Source organism: Variovorax nivicola (assembly GCF_051216475.1).
Classification (GTDB): domain Bacteria; phylum Pseudomonadota; class Gammaproteobacteria; order Burkholderiales; family Burkholderiaceae_C; genus Variovorax.
This window is the reverse complement of the sequence record NZ_JBPJZK010000001.1, coordinates 216214-241109: the sequence shown is the minus strand read 5'-3', so window position 1 is coordinate 241109 and position 24896 is coordinate 216214. Positions and strand designations below refer to the sequence as shown.

Annotated in this window: 23 protein-coding genes; 15 read left to right on the top strand and 8 right to left on the bottom strand. The window is 66.7% G+C overall.

Features of this window, described 5'->3' with window-relative positions; genetic code table 11:
* The first annotated feature begins 43 nt into the window (after positions 1 to 43).
* Positions 44 to 1774 carry a peptidoglycan D,D-transpeptidase FtsI family protein gene (locus ACSFBF_RS01100; protein WP_435464544.1) on the top strand — a complete coding sequence of 577 codons (1731 nt, stop codon included), beginning with the start codon at positions 44 to 46 and terminating at the stop codon, positions 1772 to 1774.
* A gap of 15 nt (positions 1775 to 1789) precedes the next feature.
* On the opposite strand, the gene ACSFBF_RS01095 is transcribed toward ACSFBF_RS01100, so the two are convergent.
* The 3 genes from ACSFBF_RS01095 to ACSFBF_RS01085 form a co-directional block, all read right to left on the bottom strand.
* Entirely contained in the window at positions 1790 to 2155 is a 366-nt protein-coding gene (locus ACSFBF_RS01095) for a YgiW/YdeI family stress tolerance OB fold protein (protein WP_435464543.1), read from the bottom strand.
* Positions 2156 to 2256: 101 nt separating this feature from the next.
* The gene (gene dnaE, locus ACSFBF_RS01090) at positions 2257 to 5775 is read right to left on the bottom strand and encodes a DNA polymerase III subunit alpha (RefSeq protein ID WP_435464542.1); all 3519 of its coding nucleotides are present in this window, start codon (positions 5773 to 5775) and stop codon (positions 2257 to 2259) included.
* A 56-nt stretch (positions 5776 to 5831) separates the two neighbouring features.
* On the bottom strand, positions 5832 to 7091 hold the full coding sequence (locus tag ACSFBF_RS01085) for a tetratricopeptide repeat protein (protein WP_435464541.1): 1260 nt from the start codon (positions 7089 to 7091) through the stop codon (positions 5832 to 5834).
* Positions 7092 to 7201: 110 nt separating this feature from the next.
* Here ACSFBF_RS01085 and ACSFBF_RS01080 point away from each other — a divergent pair, with 110 nt between their 5' ends.
* From ACSFBF_RS01080 to ACSFBF_RS01060, 5 genes are all read left to right on the top strand, one after another.
* Complete coding sequence (locus tag ACSFBF_RS01080) at positions 7202 to 7987, top strand: sulfurtransferase (protein ID WP_093073643.1); 786 nt, start codon at positions 7202 to 7204, stop codon at positions 7985 to 7987.
* A gap of 31 nt (positions 7988 to 8018) precedes the next feature.
* Positions 8019 to 8735 carry a response regulator gene (locus ACSFBF_RS01075; protein ID WP_258354342.1) on the top strand — a complete coding sequence of 239 codons (717 nt, stop codon included), beginning with the start codon at positions 8019 to 8021 and terminating at the stop codon, positions 8733 to 8735.
* Positions 8686 to 10302, top strand: coding sequence for a sensor histidine kinase (locus ACSFBF_RS01070; protein WP_435464539.1), 1617 nt, complete (start codon positions 8686 to 8688; stop codon positions 10300 to 10302). Before ACSFBF_RS01075 ends, ACSFBF_RS01070 begins: the two co-directional genes overlap by 50 nt.
* Before the next feature lie 145 nt (positions 10303 to 10447).
* Complete coding sequence (locus tag ACSFBF_RS01065; RefSeq protein WP_435458467.1) at positions 10448 to 10978, top strand: tripartite tricarboxylate transporter TctB family protein; 531 nt, start codon at positions 10448 to 10450, stop codon at positions 10976 to 10978.
* A gap of 4 nt (positions 10979 to 10982) precedes the next feature.
* On the top strand, positions 10983 to 12551 hold the full coding sequence (locus ACSFBF_RS01060; RefSeq protein ID WP_435464537.1) for a tripartite tricarboxylate transporter permease: 1569 nt from the start codon (positions 10983 to 10985) through the stop codon (positions 12549 to 12551).
* Positions 12552 to 12614: 63 nt separating this feature from the next.
* Here ACSFBF_RS01060 and ACSFBF_RS01055 read toward each other — a convergent pair whose 3' ends face one another.
* From ACSFBF_RS01055 to ACSFBF_RS01040, 4 genes are read right to left on the bottom strand one after another with little or no spacing between them, the layout of a single operon-like run.
* A complete protein-coding gene (locus tag ACSFBF_RS01055) occupies positions 12615 to 13538 on the bottom strand; it encodes a pirin family protein (protein WP_435464536.1) in 924 nt (307 codons plus the stop codon).
* 29 nt (positions 13539 to 13567) lie between these two features.
* Entirely contained in the window at positions 13568 to 14119 is a 552-nt protein-coding gene (locus ACSFBF_RS01050) for a flavodoxin family protein (protein ID WP_435464534.1), read from the bottom strand.
* A 39-nt stretch (positions 14120 to 14158) separates the two neighbouring features.
* The gene (locus ACSFBF_RS01045; protein ID WP_435464533.1) at positions 14159 to 14641 is read right to left on the bottom strand and encodes a DoxX family protein; all 483 of its coding nucleotides are present in this window, start codon (positions 14639 to 14641) and stop codon (positions 14159 to 14161) included.
* Positions 14642 to 14658: 17 nt separating this feature from the next.
* On the bottom strand, positions 14659 to 15360 hold the full coding sequence (locus ACSFBF_RS01040; RefSeq protein WP_435464531.1) for a pirin family protein: 702 nt from the start codon (positions 15358 to 15360) through the stop codon (positions 14659 to 14661).
* 160 nt (positions 15361 to 15520) lie between these two features.
* On the opposite strand from ACSFBF_RS01040, the gene ACSFBF_RS01035 reads away from it, so the two are divergent.
* The 5 genes from ACSFBF_RS01035 to ACSFBF_RS01015 all read left to right on the top strand — a co-directional run bounded on the left by ACSFBF_RS01035 (position 15521) and on the right by ACSFBF_RS01015 (position 20692).
* On the top strand, positions 15521 to 16474 hold the full coding sequence (locus ACSFBF_RS01035; RefSeq protein ID WP_435464530.1) for a LysR family transcriptional regulator: 954 nt from the start codon (positions 15521 to 15523) through the stop codon (positions 16472 to 16474).
* A 130-nt stretch (positions 16475 to 16604) separates the two neighbouring features.
* Entirely contained in the window at positions 16605 to 17708 is a 1104-nt protein-coding gene (locus ACSFBF_RS01030) for an NAD(P)/FAD-dependent oxidoreductase (protein ID WP_435464528.1), read from the top strand.
* 7 nt (positions 17709 to 17715) lie between these two features.
* Positions 17716 to 18675, top strand: a complete 960-nt coding sequence (gene gluQRS / locus ACSFBF_RS01025) for a tRNA glutamyl-Q(34) synthetase GluQRS (protein WP_435464526.1) — start codon at positions 17716 to 17718, stop codon at positions 18673 to 18675.
* Entirely contained in the window at positions 18675 to 19415 is a 741-nt protein-coding gene (gene trmB / locus ACSFBF_RS01020) for a tRNA (guanosine(46)-N7)-methyltransferase TrmB (RefSeq protein WP_435464524.1), read from the top strand. Before gluQRS ends, trmB begins: the two co-directional genes overlap by 1 nt.
* Positions 19416 to 19525: 110 nt before the next feature.
* Positions 19526 to 20692 (top strand): ABC transporter substrate-binding protein, encoded by a 1167-nt coding sequence (locus ACSFBF_RS01015; RefSeq protein ID WP_435464523.1) that lies wholly within the window; start codon positions 19526 to 19528, stop codon positions 20690 to 20692.
* A 15-nt stretch (positions 20693 to 20707) separates the two neighbouring features.
* Here the strand turns inward: ACSFBF_RS01015 and ACSFBF_RS01010 are convergent, their stop codons facing one another.
* Positions 20708 to 21430, bottom strand: a complete 723-nt coding sequence (locus ACSFBF_RS01010) for a Crp/Fnr family transcriptional regulator (RefSeq protein ID WP_435464521.1) — start codon at positions 21428 to 21430, stop codon at positions 20708 to 20710.
* Between the two features lie 120 nt (positions 21431 to 21550).
* On the opposite strand from ACSFBF_RS01010, the gene ACSFBF_RS01005 reads away from it, so the two are divergent.
* From ACSFBF_RS01005 to ACSFBF_RS00990, 4 genes are all read left to right on the top strand, one after another.
* Positions 21551 to 22141, top strand: a complete 591-nt coding sequence (locus ACSFBF_RS01005; RefSeq protein WP_435464520.1) for an HD domain-containing protein — start codon at positions 21551 to 21553, stop codon at positions 22139 to 22141.
* Positions 22142 to 22159: 18 nt separating this feature from the next.
* Entirely contained in the window at positions 22160 to 22927 is a 768-nt protein-coding gene (locus ACSFBF_RS01000; RefSeq protein ID WP_435464518.1) for a class II aldolase/adducin family protein, read from the top strand.
* 108 nt (positions 22928 to 23035) lie between these two features.
* Positions 23036 to 23914, top strand: coding sequence for a bile acid:sodium symporter family protein (locus ACSFBF_RS00995; RefSeq protein WP_435464517.1), 879 nt, complete (start codon positions 23036 to 23038; stop codon positions 23912 to 23914).
* Positions 23915 to 23921: 7 nt separating this feature from the next.
* Positions 23922 to 24848, top strand: a complete 927-nt coding sequence (locus tag ACSFBF_RS00990; RefSeq protein ID WP_435464516.1) for a LysR family transcriptional regulator — start codon at positions 23922 to 23924, stop codon at positions 24846 to 24848.
* Positions 24849 to 24896: the final 48 nt, after the last annotated feature.

The window sequence follows — 24896 nt, the reverse complement described above, 5'->3', positions numbered from 1 at the left end:
TCTACACGCGGACAACAACAGCCGGGCACCACGCCCGCACAAGATGAATCCCAACGGCCGCATCCGCTACGGCAGCAGTCCACTGCTCGCCAGCCCCACTCCCGTGTGGCGCAGCAAGTTCATCGTGGCCAGCATCGCCTTCGGCTTCGTGCTGCTGGCAGGCCGGGCCGCCTATGTCCAGATCTTCAACAACGACTTCTTCCAGCACCAGGGCGAGGTGCGCTACCAGCGCACGCTGGAGCTGCCGGCCAACCGGGGCCGCATCCTCGACCGCAACGGGCTGATCCTGGCCTCTGACATCCCGGCGCCCAGCATCTGGGCCATCCCTGAAGACATCGAGCGCGACGACCCCGAGGTACAGGCCAAGCTCAAGCAGGCCGCCAAGCTGCTCGGCATGCCGCAGAAGGACTTCGACAAGAAGCTGGAGGACGAGGACAAGACCTTCGTCTGGATCAAGCGCCAGGTCGACCAGCCGGTTGCCAAGGAGGTTGCGGCGCTCAACATCAAGGGCATCTATCTGCGCCGCGACTACCGCCGCCAGTATCCCGAGGGCGAGGCGGCGGCGCACCTGGCCGGCTTCACCAACGTGGAAGACATCGGGCAGGAAGGCGTGGAGTTGGCCTTCAACCAGGAGCTGGCCGGCAAGTCGGGCTCGCGCCACGTCCTCAAGGACCGGCTCGGCCACATCGTCGAGGACACCGAAGACCAGGTGCCTCCGACCGAGGGCCACGACATCCAGCTGAGCATCGACGACCGCGTGCAGTTTGTGGCGTACGAGAAGATCCGCGACGCCGTCGTCGCCAACAAGGCGCGCGCCGGCAGCGTGGTGGTGGTCGATGCGCAGACGGGCGAGCTGCTGGCCATGGCCAACTACCCGAGCTACGACCCCAACGACCGCCGCAACCTCACCGGCGAGCAGCTGCGCAACCGTGCGATGACCGACGTGTTCGAGCCGGGCTCGACGATGAAGCCGATCACCATAGCCACCGCGCTGCAGCTGGGCCGCGTCACGCCCAAGACCATCATCGACACCAACCCCGGGCGCATCACCGTGTCGGGCGCGACCATTCACGACGACGAGAACTTCGGTGTGTTGACGGTCGAAGGCGTGATCCAGAAGTCGAGCAACGTGGGCGCCACCAAGATCTCGCAGCGCATGACGGCGCAGGAGATGTGGAACTCGCTCACGGCTGTGGGCCTCGGGCAGAAGCCGCAAACGCCCTTCCCCGGCGCGGTAACGGGACGGCTGCGGCCGTGGAAGTCGTGGCGCCCCATCGAGCAGGCCACCATGTCGTACGGCTACGGCCTCTCGGCCTCGCTGTTCCAGATCGCGCACGCCTACACCGCCTTCGCGCACAACGGCGAGGTGATCCCGGTGAGCCTGCTGAAGAACACAGGCGAAGAGCCGGCCGGCGTGCAGGTGTTCTCGCCGCTGGTGGCAAGCGAGGTGCGCCAGATGATGCACATGGCGGCCGCACCCGGCGGCACCGCGCCGCTGGCGCAGACTGTGGGCTATTCGGTGGGCGGCAAGACCGGCACCGCGCACAAGCAGGTCGGCAAGGGCTACGCCAGCAACAAGTACCGCGCCTGGTACACGGGCATGTCGCCCATCGACAAGCCGCGCATCATCGTCGCGGTGATGGTCGACGAGCCGAGCGCCGGCAAGTACTTCGGCGGGCTGGTGGCGGCACCGGTGTTCAGCCAGGTGGTGCAGCAGACGCTGCGCATCATGAACGTGGTGCCCGACCTCGCCGTGGCGCCGATGGCGCACTGAGCCCGCGAACCCGGTTCAGCGCACTACGCTGAGCCGCTTCACGTCGAGCTCGGCCTTGTTGCCAACCAGGTCCTTGTCGAACTCGCCGGAGATCTCGACGCGCACCTTGTCGTCGATCTTCACGCCGGCCGGGAAATGCTTGGCGTCGATCTCCACCTTCATGCGGCCGGTGTCATCGGCAAAGGTGTAGTGCTCGCCGCCGTCGTGCGACACGATGAAGCCACGCAGCGTGGCGTGCTGGTCGTCCTTGCCGGTGTCGAGCAGCTGCTTGACGCTCATCGTCGGCACGGTGCTGGGGCCGGCGTACTGCGCGCATGCGGCAAAGGGCAGCACCAGGGCAAGGGCATGGGCCGACACGAGGACGTGGGATGATTTCTTCATGGCGAGTTCCTCCTTGAACTGCTGGTTGGAAAAGCAGAAAGGATCGTAGCGGGCCCGTCAAAGGGCCCACGCTACCCAAGCACTTGCCTGCCGCGCCGCGATCAGTCGTAGACGATCAGCGCCTTGCCTGCTTCCGCCTGCGCGGTCCAGCTGGCCAGAGCCGCATCTGTCGGGAAGAACTTGGCGCGCTCGCCCAGTTGCAGCTCGACCTGCGCACCACCACGCGCCATCGACAGCCGCACCGGCAGGCCCTGGATCAGGTCGCCGACCTCGGTCTGCTCGGTGCGCGGCGGAAAGTCTTTCAGCAGGCGCGCGATGTCAGGCGCCTTGCCGTTCACCGCCACGCGCAGGAACTTGCCGAAGCGGCAGCGCGCCGTGGCAAGGTCCCACACCTGCTGCACCTGGAAGCGCGCCTCGAAACCGCCGCGCGCGGGCTGCAGCCGGCCGCTGACGATGACCAACTCGTCGTCTTTCAGCGTGTTGCGGTTGGCGTTGATGGTCGCCTCGTCGGCGGTGGCGTCGATCGAATCCGACTTGTCGTCGAGCTTGAAGATCGCCAGCCGGCCGCGCTGGCCGTTGATCACGCGGAAGTCGCTCACGATGCCGGCAATGACCTGCTGGTCGCGGCTGTCGAGCAGGTCGCCGATCTCGCGCTTGCAGAAGCGCCGCACCTCGTGCGAAACCTCGTCGAACAGGTGGCCCGAAAGATAGAAGCCGACGGCCGTTTTCTCCAGCGTCAGCCGCTCCTTCACGCCCCAGGGCGTGGCATCGACCAGATCTGGCTCTGCTGTGGCCGACCCGTGCTCGGAGTCACCGAAGATGTCGACCTGCGATGCGTTTGCCGCCGTGGCGTTCGCGAACTCGAAGGCGCGGTCGAGCGAGGCGCTCAGCGAGGCGCGGTTCTGCTGAATGGCGTCGAAGGCGCCGGCCTTGATCAGCGCTTCGACCGTGCGCTTGTTGATGCGCTGGCGGTCGATGCGCACGCAGAAGTCGAACAGGCTCTTGAACGGCCCGCCCTCTTCGCGCGCCCGCACCACGGCCTCGACCGCGAGCTGGCCCGTGCCCTTCACGGCGCCCAGGCCATAGCGAATGATCTTGTTGGTGACCGGCTCGAAACGGTAGTTGCCGCGGTTCACGTCCGGCGGCTCGAAGGTGATGCCGAAGTTCTTCTGGGCGTCCTCGAACAGCAGCTTGAGCTTGTCCGTGTCGTCCATTTCCACGGTCATATTCGCGCAGAAGAACTCGGCCGTGTAGTGAACCTTGAGCCAGCCCGTGTGGTACGCCAGCAGCGAATAGGCGGCAGCGTGCGACTTGTTGAAGCCGTAGCCCGCGAACTTCTCCATCAAGTCGAAGATTTCGTCGGCCTTGTCCTGGACGATGCCGTGCGTTGCGAGGGCGCCCGCGCGGAATTTCTCGCGGTGCTCGGCCATCTCCTCGAGCTTCTTCTTGCCCATTGCGCGGCGCAGCAGGTCGGCGCCGCCGAGTGAGTAACCGCCCAGGATCTGCGCGGTCTGCATCACCTGCTCCTGATAGACCATGATCCCGTAGGTCTCGGAGAGCATCTCGGCCACGGCCGGGTGCGGGTACTCCACCGTCTCGCGACCGTGCTTGCGCGCCACGAAGCTGGGAATCAGGTCCATCGGGCCCGGGCGGTACAGCGCGTTCAGCGCGATCAGGTCTTCCAGGCGCGTGGGCCGCGCATCTTTCAGCATGCCCTGCATGCCGCGCGATTCAAACTGGAACACGGCCTCTGTCTTGCCGTCGGAGAACAGCCGGTAGGTGGCCCCGTCGTTCAGCGGGATGTTCTCGAACGCGAAGTTCTCCTGGCCCTTGTGGCGCTTCATGATGAACTCGCGCGCAATCTCCAGGATGGTGAGCGTGGCAAGACCCAAGAAGTCGAACTTCACAAGGCCGATGGCTTCGACATCGTCCTTGTCGTACTGGCTCACGGCCGATTCGCTGCCGGGCTGCTGGTAGAGCGGGCAGAAGTCGGTGAGCTTGCCCGGCGCGATGAGCACGCCCCCCGCGTGCATGCCGATGTTTCGCGTCATGCCTTCGAGCTTCTGCGCGAGCTCGACCAGCATGCGAACTTCTTCTTCCTTCTCGATGCGCTCCGCCAGCTGCGGTTCCATCTCGATGGCGTAGTTGTTCTTGTCGCCCTCGATCTTCTTCTCGGGCGGGTACTGCAGCGTGACCGACATGCCGGGCTTGTTCGGAATCAGCTTGCTGATGCCGTCGCAGAACATGTAGCTCATGTCCAGCACGCGGCCCACGTCGCGGATGGCCGCGCGCGCGGCCATGGTGCCGAAGGTAGCGATCTGGCTCACGGCATTGCGGCCGTACTTGTCCTTCACGTAGTCGATCACGCGATCACGGTTGCCCTGGCAGAAGTCGATGTCGAAGTCGGGCATCGAGACGCGCTCGGGGTTCAGGAAACGTTCGAACAGCAGCTTGTATTCGAGCGGGTCGAGGTCGGTGATCTTCAGCGCATAGGCCACCAGCGAGCCCGCGCCCGAGCCCCGGCCCGGGCCCACCGGGCAACCGTTGGCCTTGGCCCACTGGATGAAGTCGCCCACGATCAGGAAGTAGCCGGGGAACCCCATGTTCAGGATCGTGTTGATCTCGAACTCCAGCCGCTCGACGTAGCGCGCGCGCTCGGCCTCACGCTTGGCCTCGTCGGGGTAGAGGTGCTTCAGGCGCACCTCCAGGCCCTCGAACGACTCCTGGCGGAAGAAGTCGTCGATCGGCATGCGCACGCCTTCGCTGACGAAGGGCGTCGGAAAGTCGGGCAACTGCGGCTTGCCCAGAACCAGCGTCAGGTTGCAGCGCTTGGCGATTTCGACCGTGTTGGCCAGCGCGCTCGGCACGTCGGCGAACAATGCCTGCATCTCGGCGGTCGACTTGAAGTACTGCTCTTCGGTGAACCGGCGCACCCGGCGCGGGTTGCCCAGGATTTCGCCTTCGGAGATGCACACGCGCGCCTCGTGCGCTTCGTAGTCTTCGCGGGCGGCGAACTGCACGGGGTGCGTGGCAACCACCGGCAGGTGCAGCCGGGCCGCCAGTTGCACCGCGGCAATGACGTGCGGCTCATCCTCGGGCCGGCCCGCGCGCTGCAGCTCGATGTAGAAGCGGTGCGGAAAAATCCCCGCCAGCCGCAATGCCAGCTCGGCCGCGCGCTCGCCCTGCCCCTGCAGCAACGGCTGGCCCAGCGGCCCGGCCTGTGCACCCGAGAGCGCAATCAGCCCACCCGCGAGCTCTTCGACCCATTCCAGCTTGCAGGCCGCCTGCGACTGGCCCCGGCCCACGTTCTGCGTCCACGCCCGCGCCAGCAGCTCGGACAGGTGCAGATAGCCTTCCATGTTCTGCACCAGCAGCACGATGCGGGTGAGCACGCCGGGTTCCTTGCCCAGCCCTTCCACGAAGACTTCCGCGCCGATGATGGGCTTGACGCCCTTGCCGCGGCCCTGCTTGTAGAACTTGACCGCCCCGAACAGGTTGTTCAGGTCGGTGATGGCCAGCGCGGGCTGCTTGTCGGCAGCGGCGGCCTTGATGACTTCGTCGATCCGGTTAGTGCCGTCGACGACGGAAAATTCGGTGTGCAGGCGCAGGTGAACAAACATCCGGCCATTGTAGTTTTCAAGGGCACTGGGCACCGCCAGGAAGACCCTCGCTCAGACTAATTCGCCGGTTTTGCGAGACGGGCCTTAAGTCTGGGATCGAGGCGGTAGGCGGCCTCCTCCTCCTCCGTGGCACGCTTCAGATCACCCTTGCTCCGCCAGATTTCGGCTCGCGAGAAATGAGCATCGACGGCGCGCCAAGTCTTGAAACTGATGACTTTGTCGAGGTCCACGAGCGCGCCGTCAAGATCGCCCTTCCCTTTGCGTGCATCCGCCCGGCCAAAATAGCCGTCGACATAGGTCGGTTGCAAACGGGTGATCTGATCAAAGTCGGCAAAAGCGCGATCAAAGTCGCGCCGCCTCAACCACTCGTTCCCGCGATGAGCGTACGCGGCGATCTGTTTCGGTTCGATCCGAATCGCTTGGTCATAATCAGCCATGGCCTTGTCGTATTCGTGCTTGTTCGACCGGGCAATGCCGCGCCCCACATATGCGCTCGTGAAGCTTGGGACACGCCGAATCGCCTCATCGAAATCCGCGATCGCAAGATCTGGATTGTTTCGATTAAGCCAGAGGTAGCCGCGGCTCATGCGCGCCATCGGAAAGCTAGGTGCGAGACGGATCGCCTCACTGAGGTCTGCCATCGCCTTGTCCATCTCATTCTTCTTTTGCCAGACCACAGCCCGATTGTTGAGGGCCTGAACATTCTGAGCATCTGTTCTGATCGCCTCGGTGTTGTCTGCAATTGCGCGGTCGTAGTCGCCCTTGTCGTACCAAATGAGGGCACGATTCTGGTACGCGCCCGAATCCTGTGGATTGATCCGCAGCGCTTGGTCGTAGTCCGCGATGGCCTTGTCGAGATCACCAAGCTTCTCCCAGGTTGCGCCACGGTTCTTGTAGATTTCGGAATACTTGGGTGCGCGACTCTCTGCTTGGTCTACTTGCTTGTATGCCTCGATCGCCTTGTCGAAATAGGGCAACGCCTTGCGCGGCTCACCCGCCATGTTCCAGAGTGCACCGCGATTGTTGTAGCCGAAAGGGTACGTCGGATCAAGGCGTGACGCCTCGGTGTATTCGGCCATTGCGCGAGGGATATCTCCTTCTTCCTTCAACGCATTGCCCAGCACCGTGCGCGCAACAGCATACTGGCGCGCCGATAGATGCTTGGCCGCAGACACTCTGTTGCATGCTGCCAGTCTGTCGACCCCAAACCCACGGCCGGTATTGCAAAGATCGTAAGCCTCTTGATCCGCATTGGCCGCCCCCCAGGCCGAAGCACACAGCACGGCCGAAGCACAGATAGTCGCGATTCTCAGCATATTTCCCCTCCTGTTAGATTTTGTGTCTCAACTTTAACCTCCTCCTAAAACGGTCCACCGTCCAACGGCTCGCGAGGTCATCCATCTGGCAATCCCTACAATCGCGCCCCGTGCAAGAGATTCTGAATATCGCGGCCTACAAGTTCGTGGCCATAGACGACAGCCCCGTGCTGCGTGAAGACCTGCGCGCCCGCACGCAGGCCCTGGGGCTCATGGGCACGATCCTGCTGGCGCCCGAGGGCATCAACCTGTTTCTGGCCGGCAGCGCCGACGGGGTGCGGGCCTTTTTGGCCCATTTGCGTGCCGACGCCCGCTTTGCCGACCTCGAGGCCAAGGAGAGTTGGTCCGCCGCGCAGCCCTTTCGCCGCATGCTGGTGAAGCTCAAGCGCGAGATCATCCGCATGGACCACCCGGCCATCCAGCCCGCCGCGGGCCGGGCGCCCGGCGTGGACGCGCCCACGCTCAAGCGCTGGCTCGACCAGGGCCATGACGACGAGGGTCGCGAAATCGCCCTGCTCGACACGCGCAATGCCTTCGAGGTCGACCACGGCAGCTTCGAAGGCGCCATCGACTGGCGCATCGGCAAGTTCACCGAATTTCCGCCTGCACTGAAGGCGCATCGCGACGAGTTCAAGGGCAAGACGGTGGTGAGCTTCTGCACCGGCGGCATCCGCTGTGAGAAGGCCGCGATCCTGATGCGCGAAGAAGGCGTGGAGCACGTGCTGCAGCTCGAAGGCGGCATCCTCAAGTATTTCGAGCAGGTCGGCGGCGCGCACTACAAGGGCGACTGCTTCGTGTTCGACGGCCGCGAAGCCCTGGCGCCCGACCTGAGCGCACGCTCGGCACGCGCCAGCGCCCGCGCCTCGGAAGACCCCGACCTCGCCATCAAGCAGTAACGGCAACAACCAAGACGTCGACAGGCCTCCCATGCGCATCCTCCTGGTGGAAGACGAACTGGACATGGCCTCGTGGCTGATCCGTGCGCTCACACAAAGCGGCTTTGTTGCCGACCACGCGCCCGACGCGCGCACTGCCGAGGCCTTCATGGCCGGCACCGAATACGACGCCATCGTGCTCGACCTGCGCCTGCCCGACAAGCACGGTCTGAGCGTGCTGGCCGACATGCGCAATGCCGACGACCGCACGCCGGTGCTGATCCTCACGGCACAGGGCGCCCTGCAAGACCGCGTGCGCGGCCTGAACCTGGGCGCCGACGATTTCCTCACCAAGCCTTTCGAGCTGGTCGAGCTCGAAGCCCGCCTGTCGGCCCTTGTGCGCCGCAGCCGCGGCAAGCAGCACCCGCGCCTGCAGTGCGCCTCGCTCTCGTACGACAGCCAGAGCCACGCCTTCACGCTGCGCGGCACGCTGCTGTCGCTCACGCCGCGCGAGCAGGCCGCGCTCACCGCCTTGCTGATGCGCAGCGGCGCGCCGGTCGGCAAGTCGCAGCTTTTCGCCAAGGTGTTCACCAACGACAGCACTGCCGGCCCCGACGCCATCGAGGTGGTGCTGCACCGGCTGCGGCGCAAGCTCGCGGACAGCGACGTGCGCATCGTCACCGTGCGCGGCCTGGGCTACATGCTGGAGAGCATTGCCGATGGATCCTCAGCCCCAGCCCAACCCGAACTCCCCGGCGAAAGCGACTGAGCCACAGGCGCTGCCGCCGCAGCGCTTCGGCATCCGCGCGCGGCTGCTCGCGCTGCTGCTGCCCGGCATCGTCGCGCTGCTGGCACTCGACAGCTGGAACGACTACAAGGCACTGACCGATTCGCTCGTGGTCGCCTACGACCAGAGCCTGCTCGAACCCGTGCAGGCGCTGGCCAACGGCATCGTGGTGGCGAGCGACGGCAGCGTGCGCGTGCAGGAGCCGTTCTCGATCCAGGCGATGTTCGAGTCCACGCACCTGCGCTACAAGTACCTGCACGTCGGCGTGCAGCGCATTCCCAAGGGCGAGACGCTGGACGTGAACTCGCCCGAGACCACGCTGATGGGCGTGCCCGGCCTGCCCCGCCCGGCACAGCAACCGCCCGACGGCACGCCGGTGTTCTACGACGCGGTGCACGAGCAGCATCCGGTGCGCGTGGCCGCACTGCGGCAGACGGTGTACGACAACGTCCACCCCGGCGCGGCCTACAGCGTGCTGATCCAGGCGGCCGAAGGCACCGGCCCGCGCACCGAGGCCCAGGCCGAGTCGCTGCGCCAGGAGCTGCTGCGCGACACGCGCATGGTGCTGGTGATGGCGCTGCTGGTGTGGCTCGGCGTGGCGTGGACGCTGCGCCCGCTGGAGCGCCTGCGCAGCTCCCTGCGCGAGCGATCGCGCGACGACCTGACGCCGCTCGACGCCAGCGGCGTGCCGCAGGAGGTCACGCCGCTGGTGGACGCGGTCAACCACCACATCGCAGGCCATCGGCGCATGGTGGCCGAGCAATCGCAGTTCCTGGCCGATGCCTCGCACCAATTGCGCACGCCGCTGAGCATTCTGTCGATCCAGGCCGGCTACGCGGTGCGCGAGATCGACCCGGCGCGCATGCGCGAGTCGCTGCACGCCATCGTCGCGCAGCTCGCGCGCACGCGCCGCCTCAGCGAACAGCTGCTGGCGCTGGCCCATGCCACCACCGAAGACGAAGTCGCACCGACAGAGCCGACGGTGGTCGACCTCAACGCCATCGCACGCGAGGTCGTGCTGCAATACCTGCCGCTGGCGCGCGAGAACGACCAGGACCTGGGCTGGGTCGATGCGCGCGGCGACAGCGCCGCCGAACGCATCGCCACCGCAGGCGACGACGGCGAAGACACGGACGGCACCGACGAAGCCGGCGATGAAGACGACCCGCCCGTGCTGCCCGTGGCAGCCAACGCCGCCGAATTGCACGAGGTGCTTGCCAACCTCGTGCACAACGCCATCAAGTACACGCCGCGCGGCGGCAACATCACGGTGACCGTGCGGCGCGAGGCCTCGTACGCGCTGGCCGAAGTGTGCGACAGCGGACCGGGCATCGCCCCTGAACGGCGCGACAGCGTGTTCGAGCGCTTCCATCGCGACCCATCCGTGGCCGCCGTTGCAACACAGGGCGCCGGCCTCGGCCTCACCATTGCGCGCAGCTATGCGCGGCGCAACGGCGGCGAGATCGAACTCGACAACGCCGACATGCCCGAGAGCCCTAACGGCGGCGGACTGCGCGCGATCCTGAGGCTGCCGCTGCGCGCCTTCTGAGGCCCTTCTTTGCAAGGGTTTCACCCGATACACCGGTACGTGATTACACGTATTTTGCGGGTCGCCGGGCCGTTTGCGCCCGCTCCGAAAGGCGATTGAAAGCCTCGATTCCTAGACTGCGCTCCTTCCAATCGAAGGAGACTCAATGCAGCACCAGCTCGGTGAAGATCCGGCCTCGCACGCGCTTCGGCCCGCTTCAAAATTCAAAAAAGATTACTACGGCGGCGCCCTGCTGATCGTCATCGGACTGGCCGCCGTCTATGCCGGCATCGGCTACCGCGTTGGCGAACTTGCGCACATGGGACCGGGCTTCTTCCCGGTCGCGCTCGGCGCGCTGCTGGCACTCACGGGGCTGCTGATCGCGGTCTCCGCGCGCGGCAACAAGCAAGCGGAAGGCGCGAGCGAAGAAGCCGCGTCGCACGGCCATCCGGGCGGCATGCCCGACATTCGCGGCGGCATCTGCATCATCCTGGGCATCCTCGCGTTCCTGCTGTTCGGCGAATACGGCGGCCTGCTGCCGGCCACCTTCGCCATCGTGTTCATCTCGGCGCTCGGCGACCGCGACAACACGCTGACTGAGGCGCTGCTGCTGTCGCTGGCGATGTGCTTCATCGCGGTGGTGATCTTCTGGTGGGCGCTCAAGCTGCAGCTGCCCCTGTTCCAGTGGGGAGGCTGACACCATGATCGGTCAATCGCTCCACGACCTCTGGTTCGGCTTCGGCGTGGCCTTCCAGGGCTCGAACCTGATGTGGTCCTTCTTCGGCGTGCTGGTGGGCAACCTGATCGGCGTGCTGCCGGGCATGGGCGCGCTGCAGGCCATCTCGATCCTGCTGCCGCTCACCTACGTTATGCATCCGGTGCCCGCCATCCTGATGCTGGCCGGCATCTTCTACGGCTCGCAGTACGGCGGCGCCATCGGCGCCATCCTGATGAACATGCCGTCGCACCCGCCGCATGCGGTGACCTGTCTGGACGGGTACCCGATGACCAAGCAGGGCAAGGGGGGCGTCGCGCTAGGGGTGACGATGATCGCCTCGTTCTTCGCGGCGTCGGTCGGCATCATCGTGATGATCTTCGCCTCGCCCCTGCTGGTGCAGATCGCGTTCAAGTTCGGCCCGACCGAGATCTTCTCGATCATGCTGCTGGGCCTGCTCGCCGGCTCCACCATGTCGCGCGGCTCGCCGCTCAAGGGCGTGGCCATGACGCTGTTCGGTCTGCTGTGCGGCGTGGTTGGCACCGACGTGAACAGCGGCAGCTTCCGCTTCGCGTTCGGCCTGCCCGAGCTGAGCGACGGCCTCGAACTGGTGGCTATCTCGATGGGCCTGTTCGGCGTGGCCGACTTCCTGCTCAACGTGAACCGCATGAAGACCATCGGCGACACCGGCACGCTCAAGCTCAGCGACATGCGCCCGAGCAAGGAAGAGCTCAAGCGCGCCTTCCCCGCGATGATCCGCGGCACCATCGTCGGCACGGTGTTCGGCGCAATGCCCGGCACGGGCCCGACCATCACCACCTTCATCGCCTACGCGCTGGAGCGCAAGGTGTCGAAGACGCCGAACAAGTTCGGCACTGGCATGATCGAAGGCGTGGCCGGCCCCGAGGCCTCGGCCCACTCGAAGACGCAGGTCGACTTCATCCCGACGATGAGCCTGGGCATCCCGGGCGACGCGGTGATGGCGCTGATCCTGGGTGCGCTGCTGATCCAGGGCATCCAGCCCGGCCCGCAGCTCATTACCGAGCATCCGGACATCTTCTGGGGCCTGATCGCCTCGTTCTGGATCGGCAACGTGATCCTCGTGATCCTGAACGTGCCGCTCATCGGCGTGTGGGTGAAGCTGCTGAAGGTGCCCTACAAGTACCTGTTCCCGGCCGCGATGTTCTTCATTGCAACGGGCGTGTACAGCACGCAGAACAGCCTGTTCCAGATCTGGGAAGTGCTGGTGTTCGGCATCGTCGGCGCCCTGCTGATGTCGCTGGAGTTCTCGGTCGCGCCGATCTTGCTGGGCTTCGTGCTCGGGCCGATGGTGGAAGAAAACTTCCGCCGCGCACTGCTGCTCTCGCGCGGTGACATGTCGGTGTTCGTGACGCGGCCGATCAGCGGCACCTTCATCGGGCTGTGCGTGCTGCTGCTGCTGGGCGTGGGCTACTCGGCTTGGCGCGGCCGTGGGGGTCGCAAGGGCGTGGTCGAGCTGCCGAAGGCACCGTCAGGCGCATTGCCGTCCGAGACTGTGGCGATCGGCAACGAGTAACTGCAAAAAACAAAAAGGGCCCGATGCGTCGGGCCCTTTTTCATTGGCGCTTCAGTTCCAGCTTCAGACCGGCGTGGTGCCCGTGTCGGGTTCGCGCACGCCGAACGGCTTGCCGGGCAGCGGAATGAATTCGGTCTCGCCGGGCACGTGGCCCATGCGCTGGGCGGCCCAGTCGGCACCAGCTTCGAGAATGCGCTCGCGCCGGCTCGACACGAAATTCCAGGTGATGTAGCGCGGGCCATCGAGCGGCTCGCCGCCGATCACCATCAGCCGTGCGGCGGTGTCCGCCGTGAGCACCGCGCCTTGCCCGTCGGGCAGCACGGCCATGGTGTGCGCCTCGACCGGCTCGCCATTCACGCTGACATCGGCATCGACCGCGTAGATGGCCAGCTCGGATGCGAGCGCGGGCAATTCGAAGCGCCCGCCCGCAGGCAAGGCGATGTCGAGGTACACGGTCTGCGAGAGCGTCTTCACCGGCGAACGGGCGCCGAAGGCTTCGCCCACCAGCACGCGCACCGCCACGCCCTGCTCCACCAGTTCGGGAATCGCATCGGCAGGCGTGTGCTCGAAGCTGGGTTCGGTTTCTTCATGCGCCTGCGGCAGCGCGGCCCACAGCTGCAGGCCGTGGTTCACGTAGGTGTCGGCCTTGAGGCGATCGGGCTTGCGCTCGGAGTGCACGATGCCCTTGCCGGCGGTCATCCAGTTGATGGCGCCGGGAAGAATCTCCTGCACGCTGCCGATGCTGTCGCGATGCATCATCGCGCCCTTGAAAAGATACGTGACCGTCGAGAGGCCGATGTGCGGATGCGGCCGCACGTCGTGCTCGGTGCCCGGCTGTTCGGTGGCCGGGCCGAAATGGTCGAAGAACACGAAGGGGCCGACCGAGCGGCGCTGCGCCGCGGGCAGCAGGCGCCGCACCTTGAAGCCACCGCCGAGGTCCTTGTCGTGCGGCTTGAGCAGTTGGGTCTCGGGGGCGGTGTCGGTCATCGTGTTCTCCGTGGGTGGCGGGTTGCCGGTTATTCGCGCGATCTTGCCACTGTGGCAATGCGCTCGCCGAATGCGCGAGCCGTGTCGAAGTCGCCCTTCAGCATTTCAGCGGGGCTGGCGTCCGACGGCGATTGCGTCAGCAGGCCGCCGTAGCCGCCCACGTAGTTCATCGAGTCGCGCGTGGCGGCCTTGCTGTTGCTCGGCAGGATGCCCATGCTGACCCAGATGCCGCTGTGCTGCATCGCGAGCGTCCACAGGTAGGTCATGGTGGTGACCTTGTCGCCGTTCATGGTGGCGCTGTTGGTGAAGCCCGCAAAAAGCTTGTCTTTCCAGCCCTGCGTGTACCAGACCTTCGACGACGCATCGGCGAACTTCTTGAACTGCCAGCTCACACCGCCCATGTAGGTCGGCGAGCCGAAGATGATGGCGTCGGCCGCGGCCAGCAGCTCCCAGCCGCCTTCGGGCAGGTTGCCGTCCGCGTCGATGGCGAGCAGTTGGGCGCCCGCGCCGTCCGCCACGGTTTGCGCCACGCGCTGGGTGTGGCCGTAGCCGGAATGGAAGACGACGACGATGTTTGCCATGTTTGGGTGCTCCTGGTGTGAACGGGTCGGTCGGGGTGATTAGCGCTTGTCGATGCTGAAGCGGCCGGCACCGAAGCCTGCGAGGGCAAGCAGGCCGCCTGCAATGGCGATGTTCTTGTTGAAGTTGATCTGCTGCATCATTTTCATGGCGTCAGGTGCGGACCAGTACTTGTGGAAGAACAGCGCGGTCGCCACGGTGAAGATCGCCATCACGATCGCGGTCCAGCGGGTCTTGAAGCCCAGCAGCAGCGCGATGCCGAGGCCCAGCTCGACGATGATCGCAATGGCCGCACCCACTTCGGGCAGCGGCAAGCCGACGGACGTGATGTAGCCAACGGTGCCGCCGAAGCCCAAGAGCTTGCCGATGCCGGCGGGAATGAACAGGTAGGCGATCAGGATGCGGCCGACCAGGGCCAGCGTGTCTTGTGCCGAATTGGGGGTGGTTGTAGTTGCCATGATTGAAAAACTCCTCGGTTGTTGAAATTGAAAAGGGGAAAAGGGAAAGAAAAAGCCGGGCGGCAAGCGCCCGGCAAGGGGGATCAGGCGGCCAGGTCGAACACCAGCACTTCGGCGTCCTTGCCGGCACCCAGCGTCAGTTGCGATTCGCCTTCCAGCATCGCGGCGTCACCGCCCACGAGCTTCTGCCCATTCACTTCGAGCTCGCCGCGCACCAGGTGCACGTAGCTCTTGCGCTTCGGGTCGAGCGCCAGGTTGGCTTTTTCTTCGCCGTCGAGCAGGCCGGCATACAGGCGCGCATCGGCATGCACCGTCACCGAGCCGTCGTTGCCGTCGGGCGAGGCCACGAGGCGCAGCTTGCCGCGCTTCTCGGCGTCGCTGAACTTCTTCTGTTCGTAGCCGGGCTCGATGCCGCGCACGTTCGGCTGGATCCAGATCTGCAGGAAGTGCGTGGTCTCGTCGGCCTTGTGGTTGAACTCGCTGTGCATCACACCGCGGCCCGCGCTCATGCGCTGCACGTCGCCGGGTGGAATGCTTTCCACGTTGCCCATGCTGTCCTTGTGCGCCAGCTCGCCCGAAAGCACGTAGCTGATGATCTCCATGTCCTTGTGGCCGTGGGTGCCGAAACCGGCGCCCGCCGCCACGCGGTCTTCGTTGATCACCCGCAGGTTGCCGAAGCCCATGTGCTCCGGGTCGTAGTAGTTGGCAAAGGAAAAGCTGTGGAACGAGCGCAGCCAGCCATGGTCGGCATAACCGCGTTCCTGTGATTTACGGACTTGCAACATCGTCTGACTCCTTCGGCCCTGCCCTGTGGGGGTTTGCGGGCCTTCTTCGTATGCCGCGCCGGATGCGCAGCGGATGTAAAGAACTTTAGGCCCGCACCCCATTCGGAAAGACGCCGCGGTTTGATGGCACCATTCAAATAATTTGATCAATGGAGCCGCCATGCCCAGCCCCAGAGACGTGCTGACCCCCGACGCCCTTTCCATGCTCCAGACCGTGGCCAGCACCGGCAGCTTTGCCGCCGCCGCCCGCGCCCTTGACCTCGTGCCCAGCGCGCTGAGCTACCGGGTGCGCCAGATCGAGGACGCGCTCGACGTGCTGCTGTTCGACCGCAGCGCCCGCCAGGCTCGCCTCACCGAGGCCGGTGCCGAGCTGCTGCGCGAGGCCGACCGGCTGCTCAACGAAATCGACGCTGTGGCCAACCGCGTCAAGCGCGTGGCGACGGGTTGGGAGCCGATGCTGACCATCGCAGTCGACAGCGTGATCGCACGCGACCCGCTGCTCGACCTGGCCACGGCCTTCTTCGCGCTGGAGCCGCCCACGCGCCTCAAGCTGCGCGACGAGACCCTGCTGGGCACCATCGAGGCGCTGACCAGCGGCGAGGCCGACCTGGCCATCGGCGCGGTGCTCGATGCCGCGAGCCTGGCGCTTACCGCCACGGGCATCCGCACCCGGCCGATCGGCGAGCTGCGCTTCGTCTATGCGGTGGCGCCGCACCATCCGCTGGCGCGCCTGCCTCAGCCGCTGAGCGACGCGGTGATGCGGCAGCACCGCGCGGTGGCCGCGGCCGATTCAGCGCGGCACGGGCCGAGCATGACGGTGAACCTCATGGGTGGGCAGGACGTGCTCACCGTGCCGAGCATGCAGGCCAAGATCGCGGCGCAATTGCACGGGCTGGGTGGCGGCTTTCTGCCCGAGCCGATGGCGCGGCCGTACATCGAGGCCGGGCACCTGGTCGAGCTGAAGACCGAGCGCATGCCGCCAATGGGAACGATGCATTGCGCATGGCGCGTGCGCAGCGCGGGCAAGCCGGGGCGGGCGCTCGAATGGTGGCTGGCGCAGTTCGAGCATGAAGGCACGCGGCGTGCGCTGCTCGAGCGGCATCGGGGTCGATGAGGGGTTGACGAGTATTGCCGAGGATTCGCGCAGCTTCGCTAAGGGTGTGTCCTCAGGCGAAGCGGCTCTCGGACCGATGTAGAGTGCAGACACATCCAACCGCATTCCATCCAGAAGAAAAGAGTTCGTCATGAGCACTCGCGCAACTGCAAAGAAGCCGGCCAAGGCCGCCGACCGTCACCGAACCCCAGCCACCCCGCGCGCGCCGCGCAATTTCGCCGTCATCGGCGCCGGCATCGCTGGGGTGGCTTGTGCACGAACGCTGGTGCAGGCCGGCCACAAGGTCACGCTGTTCGAACGCGAGGCCACGGCCGGCGGCCGCATGGCGAGCATCGACACCGCCTTCGGCCGCTTCGACAGCGGCGCCCAGTACTTCACCGTGCGCGACCCGCGCTTTGCGCTGGCGCTCGAAAGCACGCCCGGCCTGTGCAAGCGCTGGAGCGCCAACCTCGTGCGCGTGCTCGACGCCCATGGCCGCGTGGCCGAGGCGGCCTTGCCCTCGCTCGAGCCGCACTGGGTGGCGCAGCCCGGCATGGACGCGCTGGCGGCCCACTGGGCCAAGCCGTTGGGCGACAGCCTCATTACCGGCACGCAGGTCACGCAGATCGAGCCCGACGCGCTCGATGCGAAGCGCTGGCAACTGCGCACCGCAGGCGCCGACGATTCGCAGCACGTGTATTCCGGCTTCGACGCCGTGCTGCTCGCCGTGCCGCCTGCACGCACCCGCGCGCTGCTGGGCGACGGCAAGCTCTCGGCCACGCTCAGCCGCAAGATCGAACCCGTGCGCATCGCGCCCTGCTGGACGCTGATGGTCGCCTACCCCCAGGCCAACCAGCCCACCATGTCGCACCTCGGCCCGCAATGGAATGCGGCCCGCAGCACCCACCACCGCGTGGCGTGGCTGGCGCGCGAATCGTCCAAGCCTGGTCGCGAGCCCGTCGAGCGCTGGACGCTGCAGGCCAGCGCCACGTGGTCGCAAGAGCATCTGCGCGACACGCCCGCGCGCGTCGAAGCCAAGCTGCTGCGTGCCTTCGCCGAGATCACCGGCATCCATGCCACGCCCGCGCACGCCCAGGCCCTGTGCTGGAACGAAGCGCAAACGCAGGTGCCCGTGGGCACGACGCACCTCTGGGACAGCAAGGCCCGCATCGGCGTGGCCGGCGACTGGTGCACCGGCCACCGCGTCGAAGACGCATTCCTCTCGGGCCTGTCGCTCGCGCTCGACGTCATCTGATCGGGAGATGAGGGAGACCGGCCGCTTCGCGCCCTCGCCCACCGGCCCGCTGCATGCGGGCTCGCTGGTGGCCGCGCTCGCGAGCTGGCTCGACGTGCGCGCCCGCGGTCCGCAGGCGCGCTGGCTGATTCGCATCGAAGACGCCGACACCGAGCGCTGCCTGCCCGGCATGGGCGAGCACATCCTCCAGCAATTGGCTGCCTGCAGCCTGCTGCCCGACGAAGCCCCTGTGTGGCAAACGCAGCGCACCGCGCGCTACGAAGCCGCGCTGGCCAAGCTGCAGGCGCGCGGCCTCGCCTACCCCTGCGGCTGCTCGCGCAAGGACATCAACCAAGCCCTCGCCCGACTCGGCCAGCGGCACGAGCGCCACGGCGAGCGCGTCTACCCCGGCACCTGCCGCGACGGGTTGCATGGCAAGCCCGCGCGTGCCTGGCGCTTCGCCACCGAAAAGTTCGAAGCCGACCGGCCGCCCACGCCGGGCGTGCCCTGGGATGAAACAGCCGATTCCGGCACGGCCAGCGAACTCTGCTGGACCGACCGCCGCCTCGGCCGCCAGTGCCAGAACGTGAGCCGCGAGGTCGGCGACTTCGTGCTGCGCCGCGCCGACGGCCCCTGGGCCTATCAGCTTGCCGTGGTGGTCGACGACGCCGAACAGAGCGTGACCGATGTGGTCCGCGGCGAAGACCTCACCGACAACACCGCGCGCCAGATCCTGCTGCAGCGTGCGCTGGGCTTTTCCACGCCCAGCTACCTGCACACGCCGCTGGTGCGGGGCACGGACGGCGACAAGCTGTCGAAGCAGAACGGCGCCACCTCCATCGACACCGGCTCGCCCGCCGCCGCGCTGGCCGCGCTCGACAGTGCCGCGCGCGTGCTCGGCCTGCGGCCCACTACGGCCATCGGCTGCGCGGACGCACTGGCAGGTTGGGTGCCCGAATGGCGCGCTCTCTACAATTCGCGGCCGTAATGAATCTTCCCGACACCGTGCCCAACGATCTCCCGCCCGCCGACGACGAAGCGGCCAAGCCGCACCCGCTGCACCGCCGCCTCAAGAGCTTCGTGAAGCGCGCCGGCCGCACCACCGACGGCCAAGCACGCGCCTTCTCCGAACTGGGCCCGCTGTTCCTCGTGCCCTACAAGCCCGAGCCGCTCGACCTGACGGCAGCCTTCGGCGGCCGCGCCGGACCCACCGTGCTGGAAATCGGCTTCGGCATGGGCGAGGCCACCGCGCACATCGCGACCGTGCTGCCCGAGACCAATTTCCTCTGCTGCGAAGTGCACGAGCCCGGCGTAGGCGCGCTGCTCAAGCGCATCGGCGAGCAGTCGCTGTCGAACATCCGCATCTGCGCGCACGACGCGGTCGACGTGCTCGACCACATGCTGCAGCCCGGCACGCTGGCCGGCGTGCATGTGTTCTTTCCCGACCCGTGGCACAAGAAGCGCCACAACAAGCGCCGCCTGATCCAGCCCGGGTTCGTGACCAAGCTCGCGCAGCACCTGCGCCCCGGCGGCTACATCCATTGCGCCACCGACTGGCAGCCCTACGCCGAGCAGATGCTCGAAGTGCTCGCGACCGAGCCGCTGCTGCGCAACACGGCTGAGGCCTACGCGCCCAAGCCCGAATACCGCCCCCTCACCAAGTTCGAGAACCGCGGCATCAAGCTGGGGCACGGCGTGTGGGACCTGGTGTTCGAGCGCACTGCCTGAGCGACTCCCCCTTCTCCAATTCTTTCATCAGGGAATTCCGCCCCGCACCCGACTTCCCCCCTGGCCCCGTTATTGCTACACTTTTTTACTAATGTGAAAGAAGGTGTCCAATGAACACATCTCGCAGGGAATGGTTGGGCAAGGCGGCGTGGGGTGCACTGGCGCTGGGAAGCGGCATCGCCCACCCCGTCATGGCGCAGTCCACGCGCGCAGCGGGTGGCGCACCGCGCGTCGTGCTGCTCGGGCAGTCGGTGCCGCTTACCGGCAGCGCCAATGAAATCGGCACCGCCTTCGCCGCCGGCAGCCGCCTCGCGGTGAGCGACTTCAACGACAAAAACGCCGCCAACGGCCTGCAGCTGAAGTTGCTGCAGCTCGACGACGGCTACGACGCGGCCCGCGCCGCCGTCAACGCGCGCACCCTGCTCACCACCAACAAGGCCGACATGCTCTTCGGCTTCGTCGGCACGGCCAGCAGCGAAGCCGGGGCCAATGTCGCCACGCAGCAGGGCAGCCTGCTGTTCGCGCCCTTCGCTGCCTCCGACACGCTGCGCGGCGCCGACCACCCCAACGTGTTCCATGTGCGGCCCGGCATGATCGACGAGGCCCTGAAGATCGTGAAGCAGTGCGCCACCGTGGGGCAGACGCGCATCGCGCTGGTGGGCGACGACGACGCCATGGGCCGCGCCGGCCTCGCGGCCGTGGAGCAGGCCATCACCGAGCTCAGGCTCACGCCGCTGGTCGCGAGCGCGCTGGTGCCGGCCACCGGCAACAAGCTCGACGCGGCCCTGAAGACCGTGCAGCAGCAGTCGCCGCAGGCCATCGTGCTGGTGTCGCTCTCGGGCACCACGGCCAATGCCATCCGCGCACTGCGCAAGAGCGGCTACGCGGGCAGCTTCATGGCCTTTTCCATCGTCGGCATCGACCCGCTCTACGCCACGCTGGGCAAGGACATCGGCGGCATCGTCATTTCGCAGGTGGTGCCGTCGCCGCGGCCCTCGGCCATTCCCATCGTCAAGGAATACCTCGCGGCCGTGGACAACTCCGACCAGACCGCGTCGTACGAAGGCCTCGAAGGCTTCATCGCGGCCAAGGCGGCCGGCGAAGCGGTGCGCCGCGCTGGCCGCGGCTTCAACACCGCGAGCCTGCAGCGCGTGATGTCCGGCATGACGGACTACGACGTGGGCGGCTTTCGCATCAACCTGCGTCCGGGCCTGCGCGACAGCGTGCGCAACATCGACCTGATCAGCATTTCTGCCGACGGTCGGGTCTTGCGCTGACGGCGGCGCACGGGCTCAGCCCAGGCTCACCAACTTCTGCAGCGCATCGAGCGACAGCAGCTCGATGCGCCCGTAACGCAGCGCGACCACGCCCTCGCCCGCCAGCGCATTGAGCTCCTTCGACAGCGTCTGGCGCGTCACGCCGAGCATCATCGCCAGCGCCTCCTGTGGCAGTTGCAGCTCGTGGCGCAGGTGCACCGACTGCGTGGCATCGCCGCGCGCCAGCACCAGCAGCCGGTGCGCCACGCGGGCGCGCAGGCTGCGCAACGTGGCGTCTTCCGCCAGCCCGTAGAGCATGCGCACGCGCGCCGCCAGCATCGCCGCGATGGCGTTGGAGAACACCACGTCGCGCATCAGCTGCACGAAGGCCTCGGGCGGCACCATCAGCAGGTCGAGTGCCTCCAGCGCGGTGGCGTCGTGCGTGCGCGGCGAGCCGTCGATCAGCGTGATCTCGCCAAACCAGTTGCCGGGCTCCAGCACCGCGAGGATGGCCTCGCGCCCGTCCTGGCGCAGCGACGAAATCTTGATGGTGCCCGCCACCAGCCCGTAGAAGCCACCGCCCGCCGCGTGGATGGGGTCGCCCTGGCGGAACACCATCGCGCCGCGCCGCACGTGGTGGAGTTCGGCCGCGCCCAGCAGCGCCTCGCGCTGGACGCGCGGCATGCTCATGAACCACGGATTGCCCTCCAGCGCGGCGCGGTGCGCAGCGGAAAGACGCGGTCTAGGGGAGGCAGCCATGGGCATGAACCGCTGCGAGGCGGGGGTTTACCAGAACCCCACATTGTCAAATTCTTGACAGTTCAAGGTCAAGCGCAGGCATACAGTGGCCGGCACCCCACAAGAACGGAGACCCCAGCGATGAACGCACGCGCAAGTTTCAGGAGCATGCAGGAAAGCACGCGCGAAGACTGGCAATTGATCGGCGGCGAATTCATGCAGTTCACGACCGGCCTGCCCGCACGCGTGATCAAGCACCTGCAGATTCTCGAAGGCGACTACGGCGGCTTTCCGGTCGACCGCTACACCCACTCGCTGCAGACCGCCACCCGCGCTCTGCGCGACGGCCGCGACGAGGAGTACGTGGTGTGCGCGCTGCTGCACGACATCGGCGACACGCTGGGCAGCTTCAACCACCCCGATATCGCCGCCGCCATCCTGAAGCCCTTCGTGAGCGAAGCCAACCACTGGATGGTGCAGAACCACGGCATCTTCCAGGGCCACTACTTCTTTCACCACATCGGCCTGGACCGCGACATGCGCGACAACTTCAAGGGCCACCCGCACTACGAGCGTACGGCCGAGTTCTGCGCGCTCTACGACAACCCCGCCTTCGATCCCAAGGCCGAGACCTTGCCCATCGGCGAATTCGAGCCCATGCTGCGCCGCGTGATGGCGCAGCCGAAGCAAAGCATCTACAAGGCCGCGCTGACCGAACCCGCGGCCGCCTGACATCGACAAGAGGAAACCATGAACGCCTTCTCCCAACCCGAAATCCAGAAGCTCGTCTCCGCCGAGGAGTGGCAGCTTCGCGTCGACCTCGCCGCCTGCTACCGCCTGGTGGCGCTCTACGGCTGGAGCGACCTCGTGTTCACGCACATCAGCGCGCGCGTTCCCGGCCCCGAGCACCACTTCCTGATCAACCCCTACGGCCTGATGTTCGACGAGATCACCGCGTCGAGCCTGGTCAAGGTCGACCAGCAGTGCAACAAGATCATCGACTCGCCCTACCCCGTGAACCCGGCCGGCTTCGTCATTCACAGCGCGGTGCATGCCGCGCGTGAAGACATCCAGTGCGTGCTGCACACCCACACCAAGGCCGGCATCGCCGTCAGCGCGCAGAAAGGCGGCGTGCTTCCCATCAGCCAGCAATCGACCTTCGTGCTGGCCTCGCTGGCCTATCACGACTACGAAGGCGTGGCCTTCCGCGACGACGAGAAGCCGCGCCTGCAGGCCGACATGGGCAGCGCCAACTTCCTCATGCTGCGCAACCACGGCCTGCTGACCTGCGGCAAGACCATTGCCGACGCCTTTCTTTCGATGTACACCTTCGAGAACACCTGCCAAATCCAGATTGCGGCGCAATCGGGCGGCAGCGAACTCACGCAGGTGGACCCGCGCATCGTGGAAGGCGTGGGCCAGGCAATGAAGGTGCAGACCGGTGGCCTCGGCGGCCAGTTCGTGTGGCCTTCGCTGATCCGCAAGCTCGACCGCATCGACGACAGCTACAAACAATAAGACAAGCGTCGATCCCGGTTTCCACGGCTGCCAGCGCCTGCACGACAGGTGCTGGCAGCCATTTTTTTACCGCATCAAAACTACAAGAACCAACGAGGAGACAAACCCATGGACGCAACCGTCATCGTCACCCGCTTTCTGTTCGGCGCGCTCGCGCTCGTGATGTTCGGGCTCGGGCTTTCGCTTTCGCTCGACGACTTCAGGCGCCTCTTCAAGCACCCGAAGGCCGTGACCATCGCGCTCGTGCTGCAGGTCGTCGGACTGCCGCTGGCTTGCTACGCGATCATCGTGGGCTTCGGGCTGTCGCCCGTGTTCGCTGTCGGGCTGATGCTGCTCGCGGCCTCGCCCGGCGGCATTTCGGCCAACCTGTTCTCGCACCTGTTCGGCGGCAACGTGGCGATGAACATCTCGCTCACGGCCGTGAACACGCTGCTGTCCATCGTCACGCTGCCGCTCATCGCGAACTGGGCCATCGGCCATTTCGCGCAGGGCGGCCAGGTGGTGCCATTGCAAACGCGCAAGCTGGTGGAGGTGATTGCCATCGTGCTCGTGCCGGTGGCCATCGGCATGTTCGTGGCCTCGCGCGGCCCGGGCTTCGCGGCGCGCATGGAGAAGCCGACCAAGATCTTCAGCGGCGTGGTGCTCGCGGTGGTAACGGTGCTCGCCATCGCCAACGAGTGGAAGACCATGGCCGCCACCTTCGCCGAGATCGGCGTGCCGGTGCTGCTGTTCAATCTCCTGAGCCTGCTCGCGGGCTACTACCTGAGCCGCGCCGCCGGGCTCGCCAAGCCGCTGGCCACCGCCATCAGCTACGAGATAGGCATCCACAACTCCACACTGGCGATCTTCATCGCGGTGAGCGTGCTGGGCAGCTTTCAGCTGGCGCTGCCGGCGGCCATCTACTCGGTGGTGATGTACATCACCGCACCGCTGTTCGGATGGCTGCTGTTGCGCCGGCCCGCGCCGGCCACCGTGCCTGCGCGATGATCGGGCGATGGAACTCCGGCAACTGCGCTACTTCGTCAAGGTCTGCGAGCTTCGCAGCATGGGCCGCGCGGCGGTCGAGCTGGGCGTCGTCACCTCGGCGCTGAGCCAGCAGATCAGCCGGCTCGAAAGCGAGCTTTCCACCCGGCTGCTGCAGCGCAGCTCGACCGGCGTTGCGCCCACCGACGCGGGCGTGGCCTTTCTCCACCAGGCCCAGCTCACCCTGCGCCATGCCGACGACGCGGTGCGCGCCGCGCAGCAGGCGCGGCTCTCGGGCCACGTGAGCGTGGGCCTGGCGCCCACGACCGCCACGGTGCTCGGCGTGCCGCTGATGCGCGCCATGCGCGAGCGCTACCCCGAGGTGCGGCTGCACATGGTCGAGGCGCTGTCCGGCCACCTCACGACGATGCTGCAGGCGCGGCAGCTCGACCTGGCCGTGCTGTTCCAGACCGATACGCCGCGGCGCTGGAGCGTGACCCCGCTGCTGGCCGAAAAGCTCTTCGTGATCGCGTCTCCCACGCTGCCGCAGCGCCCCACCGGCGCCCGCGTGCGCCTGTCGCAGCTGGCCGAACTGCCGCTGATCCTGCCCAGCGGCAGCCACGGGCTGCGCGCCACGCTGATGGCGGCCTTCGCGCGGGCCCGCATCGCGCCGCGCATCGTGGCCGAAGTCGACGGCCTCGCGCTGCTGATGGACGCGGTGCGCGCCGGCCACGGCGCCACCATCCAGCCTGGCGCCGCCACCGCGCGGCACGATCGCGACGACTTGCAACTCACACAGATCGCCGACGCGCACGTGGGCCGCCGCAACCTGCTCGTGAGCCTGTCGGACGACGAGCTTTCCCCCGCCGCACTGGCAACGCGCGTGGTGATGGCCGACACGGCGCGCGCCCTGGTGCGCGAGGGCAACTGGACAGGCGCGAGTCTTCTCGAAAACTGAACACCCGTTGCCCGGATCGGCCTTTCGCCTGAAGGCCGGCGTGCCTAG